General features: G+C 43.2%; 15 protein-coding genes. 5 read left to right on the plus strand and 10 right to left on the minus strand.

Translation table 11 applies throughout. From position 1 onward, the window contains the following. Positions 1-51 precede the first annotated feature (51 nt). Positions 52-444, plus strand: coding sequence for a DUF2283 domain-containing protein (locus M2369_RS15775; protein ID WP_035703557.1), 393 nt, complete (start codon positions 52-54; stop codon positions 442-444). 1 nt (position 445) lies between these two features. Here the strand turns inward: M2369_RS15775 and M2369_RS15780 are convergent, their stop codons facing one another. Further along, positions 446-676, minus strand: a complete 231-nt coding sequence (locus M2369_RS15780) for a hypothetical protein (protein ID WP_017366762.1) — start codon at positions 674-676, stop codon at positions 446-448. 139 nt (positions 677-815) lie between these two features. On the opposite strand from M2369_RS15780, the gene M2369_RS15785 reads away from it, so the two are divergent. Further along, positions 816-2,396 carry an FMN-binding glutamate synthase family protein gene (locus tag M2369_RS15785; protein WP_259254900.1) on the plus strand — a complete coding sequence of 527 codons (1,581 nt, stop codon included), beginning with the start codon at positions 816-818 and terminating at the stop codon, positions 2,394-2,396. Positions 2,397-2,870: 474 nt separating this feature from the next. Continuing rightward, positions 2,871-3,491, plus strand: coding sequence for a helix-turn-helix domain-containing protein (locus M2369_RS15790; protein WP_171465059.1), 621 nt, complete (start codon positions 2,871-2,873; stop codon positions 3,489-3,491). A 251-nt stretch (positions 3,492-3,742) separates the two neighbouring features. On the opposite strand, the gene M2369_RS15795 is transcribed toward M2369_RS15790, so the two are convergent. After that, positions 3,743-4,057, minus strand: coding sequence for a YerC/YecD family TrpR-related protein (locus tag M2369_RS15795; RefSeq protein WP_003214053.1), 315 nt, complete (start codon positions 4,055-4,057; stop codon positions 3,743-3,745). Between the two features lie 529 nt (positions 4,058-4,586). Then, the gene (locus M2369_RS15800) at positions 4,587-6,329 is read right to left on the minus strand and encodes an adenine deaminase C-terminal domain-containing protein (protein ID WP_041093185.1); all 1,743 of its coding nucleotides are present in this window, start codon (positions 6,327-6,329) and stop codon (positions 4,587-4,589) included. Between the two features lie 125 nt (positions 6,330-6,454). Between M2369_RS15800 and M2369_RS15805 the strand changes: the two genes are divergently transcribed. After that, entirely contained in the window at positions 6,455-6,676 is a 222-nt protein-coding gene (locus M2369_RS15805) for a YgaP family membrane protein (protein WP_008344274.1), read from the plus strand. 335 nt (positions 6,677-7,011) lie between these two features. Here the strand turns inward: M2369_RS15805 and M2369_RS15810 are convergent, their stop codons facing one another. Genes M2369_RS15810 through M2369_RS15825 form a run of 4 tightly spaced genes read right to left on the minus strand, consistent with a single transcriptional unit; the run spans position 7,012 to position 10,996 of the window. Then, complete coding sequence (locus tag M2369_RS15810; RefSeq protein WP_259254905.1) at positions 7,012-8,277, minus strand: peptidase; 1,266 nt, start codon at positions 8,275-8,277, stop codon at positions 7,012-7,014. 14 nt (positions 8,278-8,291) lie between these two features. After that, positions 8,292-8,957: a 3-oxoacid CoA-transferase subunit B gene (locus M2369_RS15815; RefSeq protein WP_008344276.1), complete on the minus strand. Its 666-nt coding sequence runs from the start codon at positions 8,955-8,957 to the stop codon at positions 8,292-8,294. Then, positions 8,933-9,619: a CoA transferase subunit A gene (locus M2369_RS15820; protein ID WP_259254906.1), complete on the minus strand. Its 687-nt coding sequence runs from the start codon at positions 9,617-9,619 to the stop codon at positions 8,933-8,935. The genes M2369_RS15815 and M2369_RS15820 overlap by 25 nt, the downstream gene beginning before the upstream one ends. Before the next feature lie 12 nt (positions 9,620-9,631). Then, complete coding sequence (locus tag M2369_RS15825) at positions 9,632-10,996, minus strand: aspartate aminotransferase family protein (protein ID WP_259254909.1); 1,365 nt, start codon at positions 10,994-10,996, stop codon at positions 9,632-9,634. A 191-nt stretch (positions 10,997-11,187) separates the two neighbouring features. Here M2369_RS15825 and M2369_RS15830 point away from each other — a divergent pair, with 191 nt between their 5' ends. Next, positions 11,188-12,846: a PucR family transcriptional regulator gene (locus tag M2369_RS15830; protein ID WP_046526923.1), complete on the plus strand. Its 1,659-nt coding sequence runs from the start codon at positions 11,188-11,190 to the stop codon at positions 12,844-12,846. On the opposite strand, the gene ablB is transcribed toward M2369_RS15830, so the two are convergent. From ablB to purD, 3 genes are all read right to left on the minus strand, one after another. Then, positions 12,841-13,686, minus strand: a complete 846-nt coding sequence (gene ablB / locus M2369_RS15835) for a putative beta-lysine N-acetyltransferase (RefSeq protein WP_217816589.1) — start codon at positions 13,684-13,686, stop codon at positions 12,841-12,843. The genes M2369_RS15830 and ablB overlap by 6 nt on opposite strands. 15 nt (positions 13,687-13,701) lie before the next feature. Beyond that, the gene (locus tag M2369_RS15840) at positions 13,702-13,896 is read right to left on the minus strand and encodes a hypothetical protein (protein ID WP_008344285.1); all 195 of its coding nucleotides are present in this window, start codon (positions 13,894-13,896) and stop codon (positions 13,702-13,704) included. A gap of 121 nt (positions 13,897-14,017) precedes the next feature. Continuing rightward, positions 14,018-15,292, minus strand: a complete 1,275-nt coding sequence (gene purD / locus M2369_RS15845; RefSeq protein ID WP_024719399.1) for a phosphoribosylamine--glycine ligase — start codon at positions 15,290-15,292, stop codon at positions 14,018-14,020. Between the last annotated feature and the right edge of the window lie 2 nt (positions 15,293-15,294).

Here is a 15,294-nt window from a genome sequence, read left to right on the forward strand (position 1 = left end):
GATATTATACATGAAAGGAACATTTTACTATCGACCAATCAGGTGAATGATTTGAAAAGAACCATCACATATGATCAAACGATCGACATCGGATACATCTATCTCATCCCGCCTCGAATTGGGACAATCAAAGAAACCATTGAATTAGACGTAAATGAATGTGTGAACGTAGACATCGACAAAGAGGGCCGAGTGGCTGGGCTGGAGTTATTTGCAGAAGAAGCCAAGGTGTTGAAGCACACACCCGTTTATGAGGACGAGCTTTCGTTACGTTTTACGGATCAAGAAGTTCTCTCAACCTATCATTTATCGGGCATTGAATTTCTTTTCTCGACGCCTGATCACGAAGGGTTGATCGGTTTTACGATTGTCGATCCTCTTCGATATCACATCAAAAAAAAGACAAGAAAAAACCGTTTTGAATGGTCAAAACGGTTTTTCTAAACTATTGTCTCACTTCATTAAAATAATGAACAGATGTCATGGCCCCTTCATCGACCATCTTATTGTCTTGAATATCTAACGGATCAGGGTGACCAGCTTTTTCAGGAACCTTTTCATCTGATCGGAACATGCTTGCCCATTTTTTGAGATGCTGTTTATTTTTCACTGCTAATAACACTGCACCACCAACCCCTAATCCTGCAAGTACATACGCATTCGGACGCTTATTCATGTATGTTCCCTCCCCTTATGATCTTATTTGTAAGTTACCCCGCCTTTTCATTTCTAAACGTCACAATCTGTTGAAGTGGTTTCTCTTTCAATGAAAAGTGGAATAACAACAGTAATGATAGAGAAAAGAGGGGATTTTCGTGACAACAACTTTCATTGTCATTGGCGCATTATTAGTGATTTTTTTCATCATACCAATCATTTTATTCATCTGGATTTGGATGCGAGATGAAAAACAGGAAGAGCATTCTGTCCTACGAAATTATCCGGTCATTGGAAAGCTACGGTTTATTTTTGAAAAAATAGGACCTGAGCTTCGTCAATATCTGTTTCTAAATGATCGAGAGGAGCTTCCTTTCTCAAGAAGAGAATACGAGCAAGCTGTCATGTCTGGGAAGTACAAAAGCCGGACAATGGGCTTTGGATCAAAACGTGATTTTGACAAGCCTGGTTACTATATTCGCAACGTCCTATTTCCAAAGCAGCGAGATGAGTTACGCATCGATCAATCTGAAAAAATCCAAACAAAAGTGTATCAGATCGATCAAGACAATTTACTGAGAAGAAGTGAACATACAAAAGAGGTAGAAGCAAAACCTTACTATCTCCATCAAGAAGATGTACAAATCATTGGTGAACATACATGCCAAAAACCCTTCCACGTCAAAGGATTGATCGGTCAATCAGCCATGAGCTACGGCTCATTAGGCGACCGGGCGATTACGGCTCTATCCTCCGGGTTAAAAATGGCTGGCGGCACATGGATGAACACAGGTGAAGGCGGGCTTTCGCCTTACCATCTCAAAGGGGGCGCCGATATCATTTGCCAGATTGGGCCTGGTTTATTTGGGGTTCGAACAGAGGATGGCGCATTTTCATTTGAAGAGTTTAAGGAAAAAAGTGAGCACGAGGAAGTCAAAGCCTTTGAGCTGAAGCTAGCACAAGGAGCAAAAACACGCGGGGGACACATTGACGGTGAAAAAGTCACAGAAGAAATTGCCCAAATCCGTAAACTGCCGCCCCACCAATCCATTGACAGTCCAAATCGATTTGAGATGTTCCACTCCATTCCTGATATGTTTGATTTCATTGAACAGTTGCGAAGTATAGGCGGAAAGCCTGTCGGCATCAAGCTTGTGGTCGGACATAAAGAAAACATTGAGGAACTTGCAGCGTACATGAAAAAAAGCGGAAAGCATCCTGATTTCATTACAGTAGATGGCGGAGAAGGTGGCACTGGTGCATCCTTTCATGAATTGGCAGATTCCGCAGGGCTGCCGATTTTCACGGCACTCCCAATGGTCCATCAAATATTGAAGGTATACGGTGTAAGAGATCAGGTAAAACTCTTTGCTTCTGGCAAACTTCTCTCACCTGATAAAATTGCGATTGCCCTTTCCATGGGTGCTGACTTTGTCAATATCGCACGGGGACTCATGTTTTCAGTCGGGTGCATTCGCGCACAAGTGTGCCATACGAATAAATGCCCAGTCGGGGTTGCCACCACAGATCCAAAGCTGCAAAAGGGTTTATCCATTGAAGAAAAGAAATACCGCGTCTGCAATTATATCCTTTCTCTAAGAGAAGGTTTGTTTAACTTATCCGCAGCCGCAGGAATTGAATCTCCCATTCATTTTAATGAGAAACATATTGTCTACAGACAAGAAAATGGTCAGACAAGTGAAGTCCCTATTTTTTCAGGGACACAGCCGTCTGTCTAGTGTAAAATTTTAGAGTCTTAGAGAAACAGAATGACACCAACACAGTACATTAACAAATAAATGAAAAATTGAATATACACAGAATAAAAAAGCAGGGAGCCTCCCTGCTTTTTTATTGGACTTTATTAACATTGGTACATCACCATTTTTAAAAAAACTCTCTTCTAATTTCTTAACTGCCAATTTGCTCTACAACCTAGAGCATTCAATTGCATGCATTCTGCTTGGATGTTATTAAAAAACTTTCATTAAGTTGAAATCAAATACATGGTGCAAACGAACCTTCTCAATGTTGAATGGATATTGTACCATTCTTGTTGGATATCCATCATATTAACCGTACTATCAAAACCCATAGCTAAAGTATCTAGTTAAATTAAGCTTTTGCAACCAATAGTTGCATAGTGGTTGGTAGTGTGCAACTTATCAAACCATTACAATGACAATCAACATAATATAAAGGGGAGTTGCAAGATGTCATTAGGTTCCAATATTGCTGATAAAAGAAGAGCTTTAAAGTTATCGCAAGAATATGTAGCTGAGCAGTTAGGAGTGAGTCGGCAAGCAGTATCAAAATGGGAAACATATCAATCAGAACCATCGATGAAACATTTAATAAAATTAGCTGAATTATTTGATAGCGACATAAAAGAATTAGTATCTCCAGAACAACCTTCTTGGAAAAAAGACCAAGAAAATCGCATTAAACCAAATCAAAAAGATATAAGGATGCAACTCTCAGCAGTATTTGGTCGAATTCTAATGTTGATCAGTTTTTTAGGTTACACAGGCGCCTATTTTGACCCAGCTGCATATCAACTACCTATTTGGTATTTACACATTTGGTGGGGAGTTCTGTTTTTGACTGGATTTATTTTAACATTTATTGGGGCCATTGATTACTTTAATAGAAAATCTGGTTCAAAAAAAATAATAGGGCTTGATTGTTTATTAGTGACATCCTATTTTCTATATGAAATATTGCCTTTTGAAAGAAATATAAATACATTGGTTTCATTACTTTTTGGTATTTCCATTCTGATTATAATAAACATTTACTTTTTCATCCCTACATGGAGGAAATCAAATCATTAAACAAAATTTTAGAATAGAGTTCCATAACACTGTCTATTAGATGCAGTTAATGTACTGATTTTTTGGGTTCCTAATAGGGAATAAGACAAATCTATTGCACAAAATAGTCAAGAAATACGAAAGAGAAAAAAAAATAAAAAACAGGACCGCTTCATTCAGCCAGTCCTTGTTTGTTTTTTCAGCGCTCTTCATAAAAAAACTGTAAACAACGCCATTCTTGTTGAAAAGGATTGTTTACAGTGAAAGCTGTTTTATTTTGTTTCGTCATTTGCCTGCTGTTCTGCTACGCGGTCAAGTGCCATCGTATAGGCATCGTTTCCGTAGTTCAAGCAGCGTTTGACACGTGAGATAGTGGCTGTACTTGCACCTGTCTCCGTCTCAATTTTATGATACGTGTTTCCCTCGCGAAGCATACGTGCTACTTCAAGACGCTGTGATAAAGATTGAATTTCATTGATGGTACACAAATCATCAAAGAATCGATAGCATTCTTCCAGGTCTTTAAGGGATAAGATGGAGTTGAATAACTGATCTAAGCTTTTGCCCCTTAATTTATCAATTTGCATCTTTATACATCTTCTCCTTTACTATTGGCACCGCTTCGCACTGACTTTTCCGAGAAAGCGGTATCTTTCCTGACTCATTTTTTTCAACCTCAGCAATGAGCTTTGAACGAATCATGACAGGTTTGGTTCTACGCTGAAAATGCCATCAGGTTCTTTCGTAAGCCGAAGCTTCTTTATCGTAAACAAATTCGACAAGTTTTGTCATATTCCTTGTGCGACAATCTGACAAACTTGTTTGTCTCCGATATCTAGAACACTTCTGCTCTGTTAAGTCTTTCCCTAAAAAACAGTATGTGTAGAAAGCTTGGCGAGACGACAAACCTGCGCCCCGCCTTGCTTAATTATTCAAAATATGTTGGTCGGCCAGCGTAACCGACAGATTCATTTTACAATTGGGCACTTCATTCGTCATGTCAAAGCCCTATGCTTTGTCACCATATCTAGCAGCGAAGAGATCCATTGCTCACTCCTGGCCTATAACAGCGGTCAGAAATCTAGCAAATATGATACAGCTCCACTCTGTTATATTTTAACGCATTATAGACGGAAAGAGTACAGTTTTTTTCATGACATCAAATATTCCTCTTGGTGTCACTCGAATATACGGCAAGTGTGTGCTTTGGAAAAAGACAAGTGTATCAATCGGGCAGTCAAATGGATACCCTCGCTCAATGAGTAGCTCGCGTAACGTTTGCTCCTGCTGAAGAACCGTTTCAAACGGTTCAGCTGATGCACAGCCTGATAATTGCAGCGGGATTTCATGCAAAATCTTTCCGTTTTCTGTGAGCACGATTCCTCCGCCAATTTCTTTCATTCGCTTATGAGCGAGCATCATATCATCTTTATTTTTCCCAATCACTAAAATGTCACCAGTGGTTGAAAATGAGCTGACAAACCCTTGCACCTTGTTTGCAAATCCTTTTAACATTGTGTTCACGCGCCACTCGCCTTTTCGATCAATCAAACTGAAGAAGCTTTGATCATGGTCACAGGACAGCTGATTGACAGAGTTATCAATCTCCACTGTATAAGGCTCCATGATGACAGCATTTCGCATTTTGACACCAAGCGGCATTGAGAATTGCAAGTCACTCATCGTCAGGTCATAGCTTAAATCTAATGGTTCAAGCCCACCATTTTCCCATTTTGTCTCTTGGAATTGATGCTGGTTCTCCCCCTCTAATTTCAGGATTACCCCTTTAGAAATCACCGTTTCTGGATTTGGATTCATCGGATCATCTAAAATATTCAAAGAAGCCAATCGGCCAGGACCGACCACGCCTAATAAGTCATCAATTTGATAGTATTTCGCAATGTTAAAAGTCGCCATATTGTACGCATCAATAGTAGGCACGCCTTCTTCAAGGGCAATGGAAATGAGACGATTGATCATGCCTTCTTCATAAAAGTGAGGCGCTGATCCATCTGTTGTATAGAAAAAGTGATCGTAGTGCCTAAAGTCACGCTCATGCAATTCCCTTAAAATGTTCACTAAATCTGGGCGGATGGAAGAATGACGCAAGGACACATGATAACCTAGAGACAAGCGTTTGAGCACATCGTCTGCATTCATTGCTTCATGATCACTGTCCGCTCCAAACAGCTTCATTTTTGTTAGCGTTTTCTCAGAAGCCCCAGGGAAATGCCCTTCAATTCGTTTTCTCTGCTTCTTCGTTTCTTGCATGCAATATAAAATGAGATCATCACCGTCCATTAATCTTGGCCAGCTCGTTAATTCGCCGCCTTGAAGGACGTCGGGATGATCAATCCATTCTTTCCGATAGTTAATAGGAAGCATCTCATCTTCATACCTGACCTCGGTTTGAAGATCGTATCTGGACCACCAGAAGTACTGAAATGGCTGCTTTTTTAATTCACACAGAGTGGAAAGCGCTTTCTTTTCATTGCTTTGCAAAAGAAGAAATAAGTTATCGCTGACCATCGTTGTTGTGCCAAATTGAGACACATATTCTGCAAGTGATTGGGGATTATAAATATGGAACGGATGCGCGTGAGGTTCAATATACCCCGGCACAATGTATTTACCTTCACAATCAATCACACGTTTAGCTGATTTATTTTGAGGAAGCTCTGCTCCGACATAAACAATTCGATCATCATGTATCCAAATATTTGCCTTCACCCATTGCTTCAAAAACGGGTTTAGCACGAGTCCATTCGTTAAAAGGAGTGTTGGAACTATTTTTGAGTCGACTACATCGATTTGTGTGCGGATGTCATTGTTTCTCCAATTAAAAGTACGTTCGGACATTCACATACTCTCCTTCATTTGTATTAGCCCTATCGTAACATAACGAACCACGTTACGCATTAATGAAACGTTACAATTTCTTGAAATCACACTTAAAATAATTTAAAAAAGGAGAATCACTTGCAATGAAACCTAATCTTGGCTTAATGGAAGCGCTCATGAGAATTGCCTGCGGAATGACGATATGTACTGTAGCTGGATCCTTATATGCTCGAAAACCTTGGAGTAAAATGCTGCTTTTTGGCATCATGCTCGGCGGATTAAAATTGGGCTCTGGTATTCTTCGTTTTTGTCCAGTGACCTATATGTGTGAACAGCAGAATACACATAAAGAGAAGGCTGAGTAGACAGCCTTTGTCTTCCTTTCAGCGTGACATGAAAACCTTTGAAGTCTAGGAAGGGCGAGCACCGGAGCGGAGCGAATGTTACATTCGTGAGCACCGGCGCACAGACCTGACAACGAATGCGAGGGTTTATCTGCACGCTGGAGAAGGCTGAGTAGACAGCCTTTGTCTTCCTTTCAGCGTGACATGAAAACCTTTGAAGTCTAGGAAGGGCGAGCACCGGAGCGGAGCGAATGTTACATTCGTGAGCACCGGCGCACAGACCTGACAACGAATGCGAGGGTTTATCTGCACGCTGGAGAAGGCTGAGTAGACAGCCTTCTTTTTTTGTGTGTGAATCATTCCGCTGCTTCGCACCATTTGACCAACGTACCAGCAATGATTTCTGCTGCTTCAATCACATGTTTGATCTCAATGGATTCATTAGGGAAATGGGCAAGCTCTGTCGTTCCAGGTCCAAACACAATGATTGGGATATCCGCTGCTTGTGACAGTAATCCGCCGTCTGTCCCCCAAGGGGCGGCTTCCACCTTTGGCGGGTGCTGCATGACCTCTTCATATTGTTCCTTCAATAGACCTAAAAGCGGGTGATCAGAGTCGATTGACCCTGGAAGCCACCTAGCACCAAACCACTCCACCTCCACAGGATGTTCTTGAAACCAATCATCCTTTTCAGCGAGTCCAGTCATCCAATTTTCTAATTCCTTCTCTGCCTGCTCAACTGTCTCACCTGGCATCACACCAAGCCTGCCTTCCATTGTGACAAGATCTGCGACAGAGGACGGCCAATCACCGCCTTGAATTTTCCCAATGTTGATTGGAATTGGAATCGGGATATGCTGAAACAGAGGCTCCGTCACTCGCTGATTTCTTTCTTTTTCTAGTGCCGCTATATGAGAAAGGACCACCGTGCTCTTTTCAATAGCAGAAACACCGTGATACCTTGTTCCGCCATGAGCTGCCCTTCCTTTAATATGCAGCCTGAACCACTTTGATCCTTGCTGAATCGGAAAAATGTTCATATGACTTGGCTCTGGAATGATGGCAGCATCCGCTGTGTACCCTTTCAATATTGCTGCAAGTGTGCCTGCTCCGCCGCTTTCCTCTTCGACAACACTATGAAACACCACATCTCCTTTCAGGGGAATCTGAAGCGCATGCAGTGCCTCAAGCGCAAATAGTAAAGAAACGTTTCCACCTTTCATATCTGTTGCCCCGCGTCCATAAAGTCTCCCGTTTATGATATGCCCGCTGTAAGGTGGATATGTCCATTGATTTGTATCTCCTGCCGGAACCACATCTACGTGCCCGTTTAATAAAATCGATTTGCCGCCACCTTTTCCTTTCAATCGTCCAGCAACGTTGGGACTCCCTTGAAAAGATCGGCGCGGGGAATAAAAATAAGAATGCTCTAGTAATTCATCACCGCCAATTTCCCAAACGTCTACATCAAAGCCAATGGCGGACAGTTTATTGGCCACGATCTGCTGAACCTCTTCTTCATTTCCTTGGGTGCTGTCACTTTGCACCATTTGCTGAAGAAGCGTAATGGCTTCATCCTGATGCTCTTTCATCCAGTTTCTGATACGTGTCATTGGCTGCAAGTCGTTCATCCTTTCTACACAACAGATTTGACATCAGGCGCTAAAATTAATGGCGCTTCAGTCGCCCTTATGACATCTTCCGGCTGAAATGGCGGCATGACTTCACGTAAAATGAGCAGCTGAGACTTGACCTCAATGACCGCCATATCCGTAATAATCAAATCGACACACGCTTTAGCGGTTAACGGCAATGTACAAGCCGATTTCACTTTAGATCGACCGTGTTTATCCAGATGGCTCATCACCACGACCACTTTTTTTGCTTTTTGCGCCAGCTCAATCGCTCCGCCCATACCCGGTACTCTTTTCCCCGGTACAATCCAATTGGCAAGATCCCCTTGGCTGCTTACTTCAAGTGCACCCAAAATCGTCATATCCAGCATGCCTTTTCGGATGATGCCAAAAGCAGTCGTACTGTCCATGTACGAGCCGCCCTTTGTCAACGTAATGGGAAAACCACCGGCATTGCACAAATTCGGATCTTCTTCCCCTTGCAGAGGCGAGGCTCCTGCCCCCATAATGCCGTTTTCTGCATGTAGCCACACCTCGTAATGTGATGGAATGTAATCTGCTGCTAGGGTCGGAATGCCGATCCCAAGATTCACAATCATGCCATCTTCAATTTCTTGTGCTGCTCTTTTAGCAATGCGGTGTCTTAAATCGATGTCTCCCATGCCCATGTCCAGTTCACTCCTTTTGATTGCACGATTTGATTCACAAATACGCCTGGCGTCACGATTTCTTCTGGATCGAGCTGCCCCGCTGCCACAATTTCTTCTGCCTCCGCAATGGTCCAGTCTCCTGCCATCGCCACAATCGGGTTTGTATTCCGTGCGCTTTTATCAAAAATCAGGTTTCCCACTTCATCTGCTTTGTAGGCATTGACGATGGCAATATCCGCTGTGAGCGCAGGCTCTAACATATAATTCTTCCCATTCAGTTGAACCAATTGTTTCTCATCGAGATTCAGGCTATCCATCCCAACATCTGTCACAATGCCCGCCAGCCCCATTCCGCCTGCTCTGATTTTTTCTGCAAGAATGCCCTGCGGATAAAAATGAACGTCTAATGTACCAGCTTGCATTTTCTGTCCGGCAATGGGATTTGAGCCGATATGAGAGGCAATGATTTTTTTCACTCTTCCTTCTGTGATGAGCCGGCCCACACCAATTCGCGGGAAACCTGCATCATTTCCGATCAATGTCAGATCTTGAATATTTGCTTCCAAAATGGCATCAATCAACGATGGTGGTGAACCCACGCCGCCAAATCCGCCAAACATGATGGTCATGCCATCTTTTAATCGCGTCATCACTTCATCCAAACCCACAGTTTTGTTCATGTTCGTTCCTCCTTACATAGCAGATGGGAAAAATCCTCGATTGATCACTTCTTGTTCGACTTGTGTGATGGTCTGCCCGAATAAATCAATGAGTTCATCCATTTCCTGCTGTGTGATGGAAAGCGGCGGTGCGATCATAACCGCTGCGCCTCCGACCCCATTCTCTCCAGCGCTTGCTGGATACACCAGCAGTCCATTTTGTTTTGCCGTTTCAACGACGAGATTGGTTATCTGAGCATGTGCAGGAAATGGCGTTTTGGATAAACGATCTGCGACAAATTCAATGCCAATAAGCAATCCCTTCCCTCTCACATCTCCTATGATGGAATGGGCTACTTGCAGATCTTTTAAAGCATTCATCATGTATCGCCCGGAAAGTTCAGCCCGTTCGGGAAGCTGATGCTTTTTCATATATCGAATGACCGCTAATGAAACAGCTGCTGAAAGCGGATTGGCACTATATGTGTGCCCTGCCATGACAGAGCCGGAGCCGCTGATAATCGGTGCCATCACACGATCCGTTGAGACAACTGCTGCGATTGGAGAATAACCTGCGCTCATGCCCTTTCCAAGAACCATGATATCTGGTACCGTGCCCCAGTGTTCCATCGCAAACATTTTTCCAGTTCGTCCAAAGCCCGTCATGACTTCATCTGCGATCAATAAAATGTCGTTTTCTTCACAGACTCGCTTCATTGCTTCGAAATAACCGTCTGGCGGCAGGAGCGCCGCTCCCGCTGCGCCAACAATCGGTTCAGCAATCAATGCGGCGATCCTCTCTTTTCCTATACGCTGGATGACGGTCTTAAATTCCTGGACATACCACTCGACCTGCTTGCTGTCTTCCTTTGGCAGCCATGACCTGTAACTATAGGGCGGAGACAGCACTGGATGCTTTTCAAGCAGTGGTTCAAAGCGCTCTCTCCTTGCAATATGACCTGACATCGACAGCGCCCCTAATGTAATGCCGTGGTAACTCATCCATCTTGAGATGATATGATTTTTTTCCGTCTTCCCCTGCTCCTGCCAATGCTGAATCGCCATTTTCATAGCAGTCTCCGTTGCCTCTGAACCGCTCCCTACAAAAAAAGACCAGTTCAGATCACCTGGGCAAAGTGTACTCAATTCATACGCTAGTTCTTCCGCTGGTTCATTCGTAAATTGTGATCTGTACGTAAAGCTCACCTTTTTCGCTTGCTCTGTCATCGCATCAATAATCTCTTGTATGCCATGTCCAATACTTGCCGTGACTGCCCCTGATGAGCCATCTATATATTTTTTTCCGTCCCGATCATATAAATAAATCCCCTCTCCTCTCACAGCCACAGGATATTGCTGATTTAACATCGGTTTGATTAAGTAATCCCGGGTCTCCACTTTGTCATTCCTCCCTCTCTTGTCAGCAGCTGCACTTTTCTTTTTACATGAATCGCAAGAAAATTTTGTATACTTGGTATAAGATTAGCTTAATCAAGAGGGCAGTCATCCTCCATTCGCCATATGCCCGAATTTCACATGTGTTTTTTATACATGGTGTATAAGAGTGTTCAAAAGGAGGTCATGAGTCTATGGCGATTCTCGTCAAAGATGCACTCTCGCTCGATATGATGAAAGAAACCAAACTGCTTGCTGGAGAAAATGGACTGGATCGTCTTATCCAGTGGGTGACCATTGTGGAAATTATTGAGGACACGTCTAGACTTTCCGAAGGAGAATTACTTGTTACAACTGGGTTTGGGCTGACAGAAAATAAAGAAAGACGCATCCGGCTTGAAAAATTAATTCAATCTCATCGTCTTTCAGCCATTGCCATTTATAAAGGCGTGTACTTAACGGAAATTCCCGCATCACTCATTGAAGCCGCCGAAAATAGCGGTATTCCGCTCATCGAGATTCCGCCCCATGTCAATTTTTCAGACATCACAAAAGCCGTTCTAGAACAAATCGTCAGCAGTCAGCTCCATCAGCTCAAATATTCTTCTGCGATTCATCAAAGACTGACCCATTTAAATGTGAGCAATAAAAATGTCACGCAAATTACAGATGAACTGGCACATCTCACAGCAGCAAATATCGTCGTACTGGATGTGTTTTTGCACCAAACAGCAGCTCATCTTGAAACAGACGAAGTGACCTATTCTCCTGCTTTTGGCTTTCTAACAGATGACGAACCGATTGAAACCTCTTCTCTGCTCAAGCAGGCAGAGGAAAAAGGCCGGCTCGTCTATGACACATATGGTGCGTTTGTTCTAGCGGCATGCCCTGTGATTGCAATGGGCGATATTTTCGGGTTCATTGTGGCGTTAAAGAAAAAAGAGACGTGGCACCATCTCGATGCCATCGCCATTGAGCATGCCGGTGCGGTGTATGCGATTGAATGGTTGAAACAAAAAGCCATTCAAGATACAGAAAACCAAATGCAGGGGCATTTATTGGATGATATGCTGCAACAGCAATACACAGAAGAAAGTTATGTCATCGAACAAGCAAGAAAGCTGCAATATGATATGAGTGAGGAACAAGTCGTCATCTACTTTCAATTTCAGCATCAGCACACACAGCTCGATCATCAAATGGTGCAGCGCCTATCCCAATTGCTCACATCCATTTTTGAACGCAGACAAATTCCTTTTTTATTAAAGGCAAGGCTTGATTCCATTTTCGTTCTGACACCCGCAGGAAAAAACACGTATCAAGAAACAAATTGGTATCGTGCATCAGAAGAATGCCGCAGTACTTGGTCTTATTTTTTCCCCGTCCATCCCATTGTGATTGGCATTGGAAGAGCCTACGACCAGATCAGTCTCTTTGCTAAAAGTGCAAAAGAAGCCCAGTATGCAGCAAGGCTTCTTCCTCTTTTGAAAACAGATGACAGCATCATTCATTATCAGAAGCTCGGTCTATATGGGATGCTGCTTGAAATGAACGAAGCCGGAATGAATTTGCATGACTTTTACGTGGAGCTGTTAAGCCCGCTGCTTTATACAAAAAAACAAGGAGCTGACCTCATTCATACACTCGAAGTGTATTTGGCACACAATGAAAATATTCAAAAGTCAGCGGGGGAATTGTTTATTCACCGGCATACGTTAAGCTACCGGTTGAAACAAATTGAAACGAGAACAGGCTGCAGCCTCAAATCCACTGATGATCGGATGAAGCTGCAGCTGAGTATCATGGCGTACCGCCTATCTGGTCTGCTTGATCAGATGAGAACCATTTCATGATTCATTTGGCGTTTTGACCCATAGATTCATATCTTCAATTTTGTCAAAAATATAGCAGTTGTTTTGAAAGCGTCCGGTGTATGTATACCCGAGCTGATAAAATACTTGATTCATTCCATAGGACAGTGCACGGGCAAGAGAATAAAAGACATAAATGTGCATGGATTGAAGCTCTTGTTCGAGGGCTAGAATCAAATGATGCATGAATCCTAGTTTTCTGTATGTGGGAAGGGTTGCACAATCTGTTAATTCTGCATGACCATACGGCACATTGATTTCAGCGGATGCGGCACTTACAAGTTGACCGTCATGTTCAACGGCATAAAAAACCGTCCCTTCCTCCATTACCTTTCGGATGTAATCTGGCTCGTTCATTGGCGTGGGGTACGTTTCAAAGACCGTATCATAGAGCGCTGCCAGCTTGTGCACATCCTCTGGACCGGCTTTCCTCATCACATACTCATCTTGCCACACGCCTTGGTCTTTTTTCATCGGCTTTTCTTGAATAGACGCAACGATTTCATCTTCCTTCAACCAAAATGGGCTGTTCATTCGATCTTCGGTCAAAAAGAGCGACATGCCGTACGCATCACTTCCGAGAAAATAATGAGAAAACACGCCTTCAAGCCGAAAGCCTTTTTCTAAAAAAAGCGGCATATGCTCACGCCTTACTTTTACAATGACCTTAGACGCCTTGCAGTCCGCCGCTTCCTGAAGCACGGACTGAATCACATCCTGCACCCTGCCGCTATAGTCATCCAAACGAATTCGCTCATTAAATGGATCCATACAGATCAAAGCAGAAAAACGCTCGTTTGCAAGTTTCTTCAATTGCACCATACACTCATTCCTCTCTTAGCTAATGAAAAACTTCCAAATTAAAAATGAAGAAATAGCAATGCCAGAAAAAATGGATAGGATCATATAACTAATGGCAAAGCCTTTTTTCAATTTATTCTGCTTAATGGCAGTCACCATGATGTTATTTATAGTTATGAGATATAAAACAAGCATGACGTTTGCAAAGATGATAAATGCTTTGATTTCCATATTGCCTCCCTAAATCTATTCGTGATCCCATACTACTTCTTCATCATCTGCCCGCATCCCTCCTATGAACAGAAGAAGAAAAAAACACCTTTCCATCTCGTCAGATAGAAAGGTGTTTTGATTAAACGTTTTTCCCCGCAGCCTTCAGCGCACGGGCGCCAATGTCACGGCGATAAAATAAACCTGGCTGAATGATTTCTTCAACCGCTTCATACACTCTTGATCTTGCCGCTTCAAATGTGTCGTCAAATGCGGTCACATTTGCTACACGGCCGCCATTTGTGACGAATTGATCGTTTTCCTTTTTTGTTCCTGCGTGGAAGGTGACGACATCAGAGACCGTTGTTTGCAAAGCACCGATTGGCGTGCCTTTTGCATAGTCTTCCGGGTATCCTTCTGATGCAAGAACGACACTGACAGCGGCTGTGTCTTTCCACTGCAAGTCCACATCTTTTCCATCTAGAATGTCTAGGAAGACTTGGACTAGATCTGATTCAAGGCGAGGGAGCACTACTTGCGTTTCAGGGTCGCCAAAGCGTGCATTGAACTCAATGACTTTTGAGCCTTCTGGTGTCAGCATTAAGCCTGCATATAAAATGCCTGTAAACGAACGCTCTTCCTGCACCATCGCGCGAGCTGCTGGTTTGACGACGTCTTCCACCGCTTTTTGTACCACTTCATCAGAAATTTGTGGAACCGGTGAATAAGCGCCCATCCCGCCGGTGTTTGGTCCTTTGTCATCTTCAAATGCCCGTTTATGATCCTGTGCGATCACCATCGGATACACCTTTTCTCCATTGACAAAGGCCATCAGAGAAAACTCTTCACCTGTTAAAAATTCTTCAATGACAACCGATGCACTCGCATCGCCAAACTTTTCATCCTCTAAAAAGTCATGTAGGCAGTTGATTGCCTCTTCAAGCGTCATTGCCACTGTCACGCCTTTTCCTGCGGCAAGCCCATCTGCTTTAATGACAATTGGGGCACCCTTTTCTTCCACATATGCCTTCGCTTCTTCAAACGATGTAAAAGTGGCGTAAGCGGCTGTCGGGATCTCATAATTTTTCATTAAGTCTTTTGCAAATTCTTTTGAGCCTTCAATGACTGCGGCTTTTGCATTCGGTCCAAATACCTTTAGACCTGCTTCTTCAAATGCATCGACGACACCTGCAATTAAAGGAACCTCTGGACCGACAATTGTTAAACCGATGTTATTGTCTTTTGCAAAACGAATTAACGCCTCATGATCGCCCTCGTCAATCGGTACAAGCTTCGCAGCGTCTGTCATTCCATCATTGCCGGGTGCGACAAATACTTGGCTGACAAGTTCGCTTTGATTCACTTTCCATGCGATGGTATGCTCTCTTCCGCCTCTGCCGATAATTAATACGTTCACAC

The organism is Bacillus sp. JUb11 (genome assembly GCF_024807925.1).
Lineage (GTDB): Bacteria > Bacillota > Bacilli > Bacillales > Bacillaceae > Bacillus > Bacillus altitudinis.

Bases quoted from the DNA above. Each gene is read 5' to 3' on its own strand.
- M2369_RS15780 (WP_017366762.1), bottom strand. From the start codon at position 676: ATGAATAAGCGTCCGAATGCGTATGTACTTGCAGGATTAGGGGTTGGT.
- M2369_RS15790 (WP_171465059.1), top strand. From the start codon at position 2,871: ATGTCATTAGGTTCCAATATTGCTGATAAAAGAAGAGCTTTAAAGTTA.
- M2369_RS15795 (WP_003214053.1), bottom strand. From the start codon at position 4,057: ATGCAAATTGATAAATTAAGGGGCAAAAGCTTAGATCAGTTATTCAAC.
- M2369_RS15800 (WP_041093185.1), bottom strand. From the start codon at position 6,329: ATGTCCGAACGTACTTTTAATTGGAGAAACAATGACATCCGCACACAA.
- M2369_RS15805 (WP_008344274.1), top strand. From the start codon at position 6,455: ATGAAACCTAATCTTGGCTTAATGGAAGCGCTCATGAGAATTGCCTGC.
- M2369_RS15815 (WP_008344276.1), bottom strand. From the start codon at position 8,957: ATGGGCATGGGAGACATCGATTTAAGACACCGCATTGCTAAAAGAGCA.
- M2369_RS15820 (WP_259254906.1), bottom strand. From the start codon at position 9,619: ATGAACAAAACTGTGGGTTTGGATGAAGTGATGACGCGATTAAAAGAT.
- M2369_RS15830 (WP_046526923.1), top strand. From the start codon at position 11,188: ATGGCGATTCTCGTCAAAGATGCACTCTCGCTCGATATGATGAAAGAA.
- ablB (WP_217816589.1), bottom strand. From the start codon at position 13,686: ATGGTGCAATTGAAGAAACTTGCAAACGAGCGTTTTTCTGCTTTGATC.
- M2369_RS15840 (WP_008344285.1), bottom strand. From the start codon at position 13,896: ATGGAAATCAAAGCATTTATCATCTTTGCAAACGTCATGCTTGTTTTA.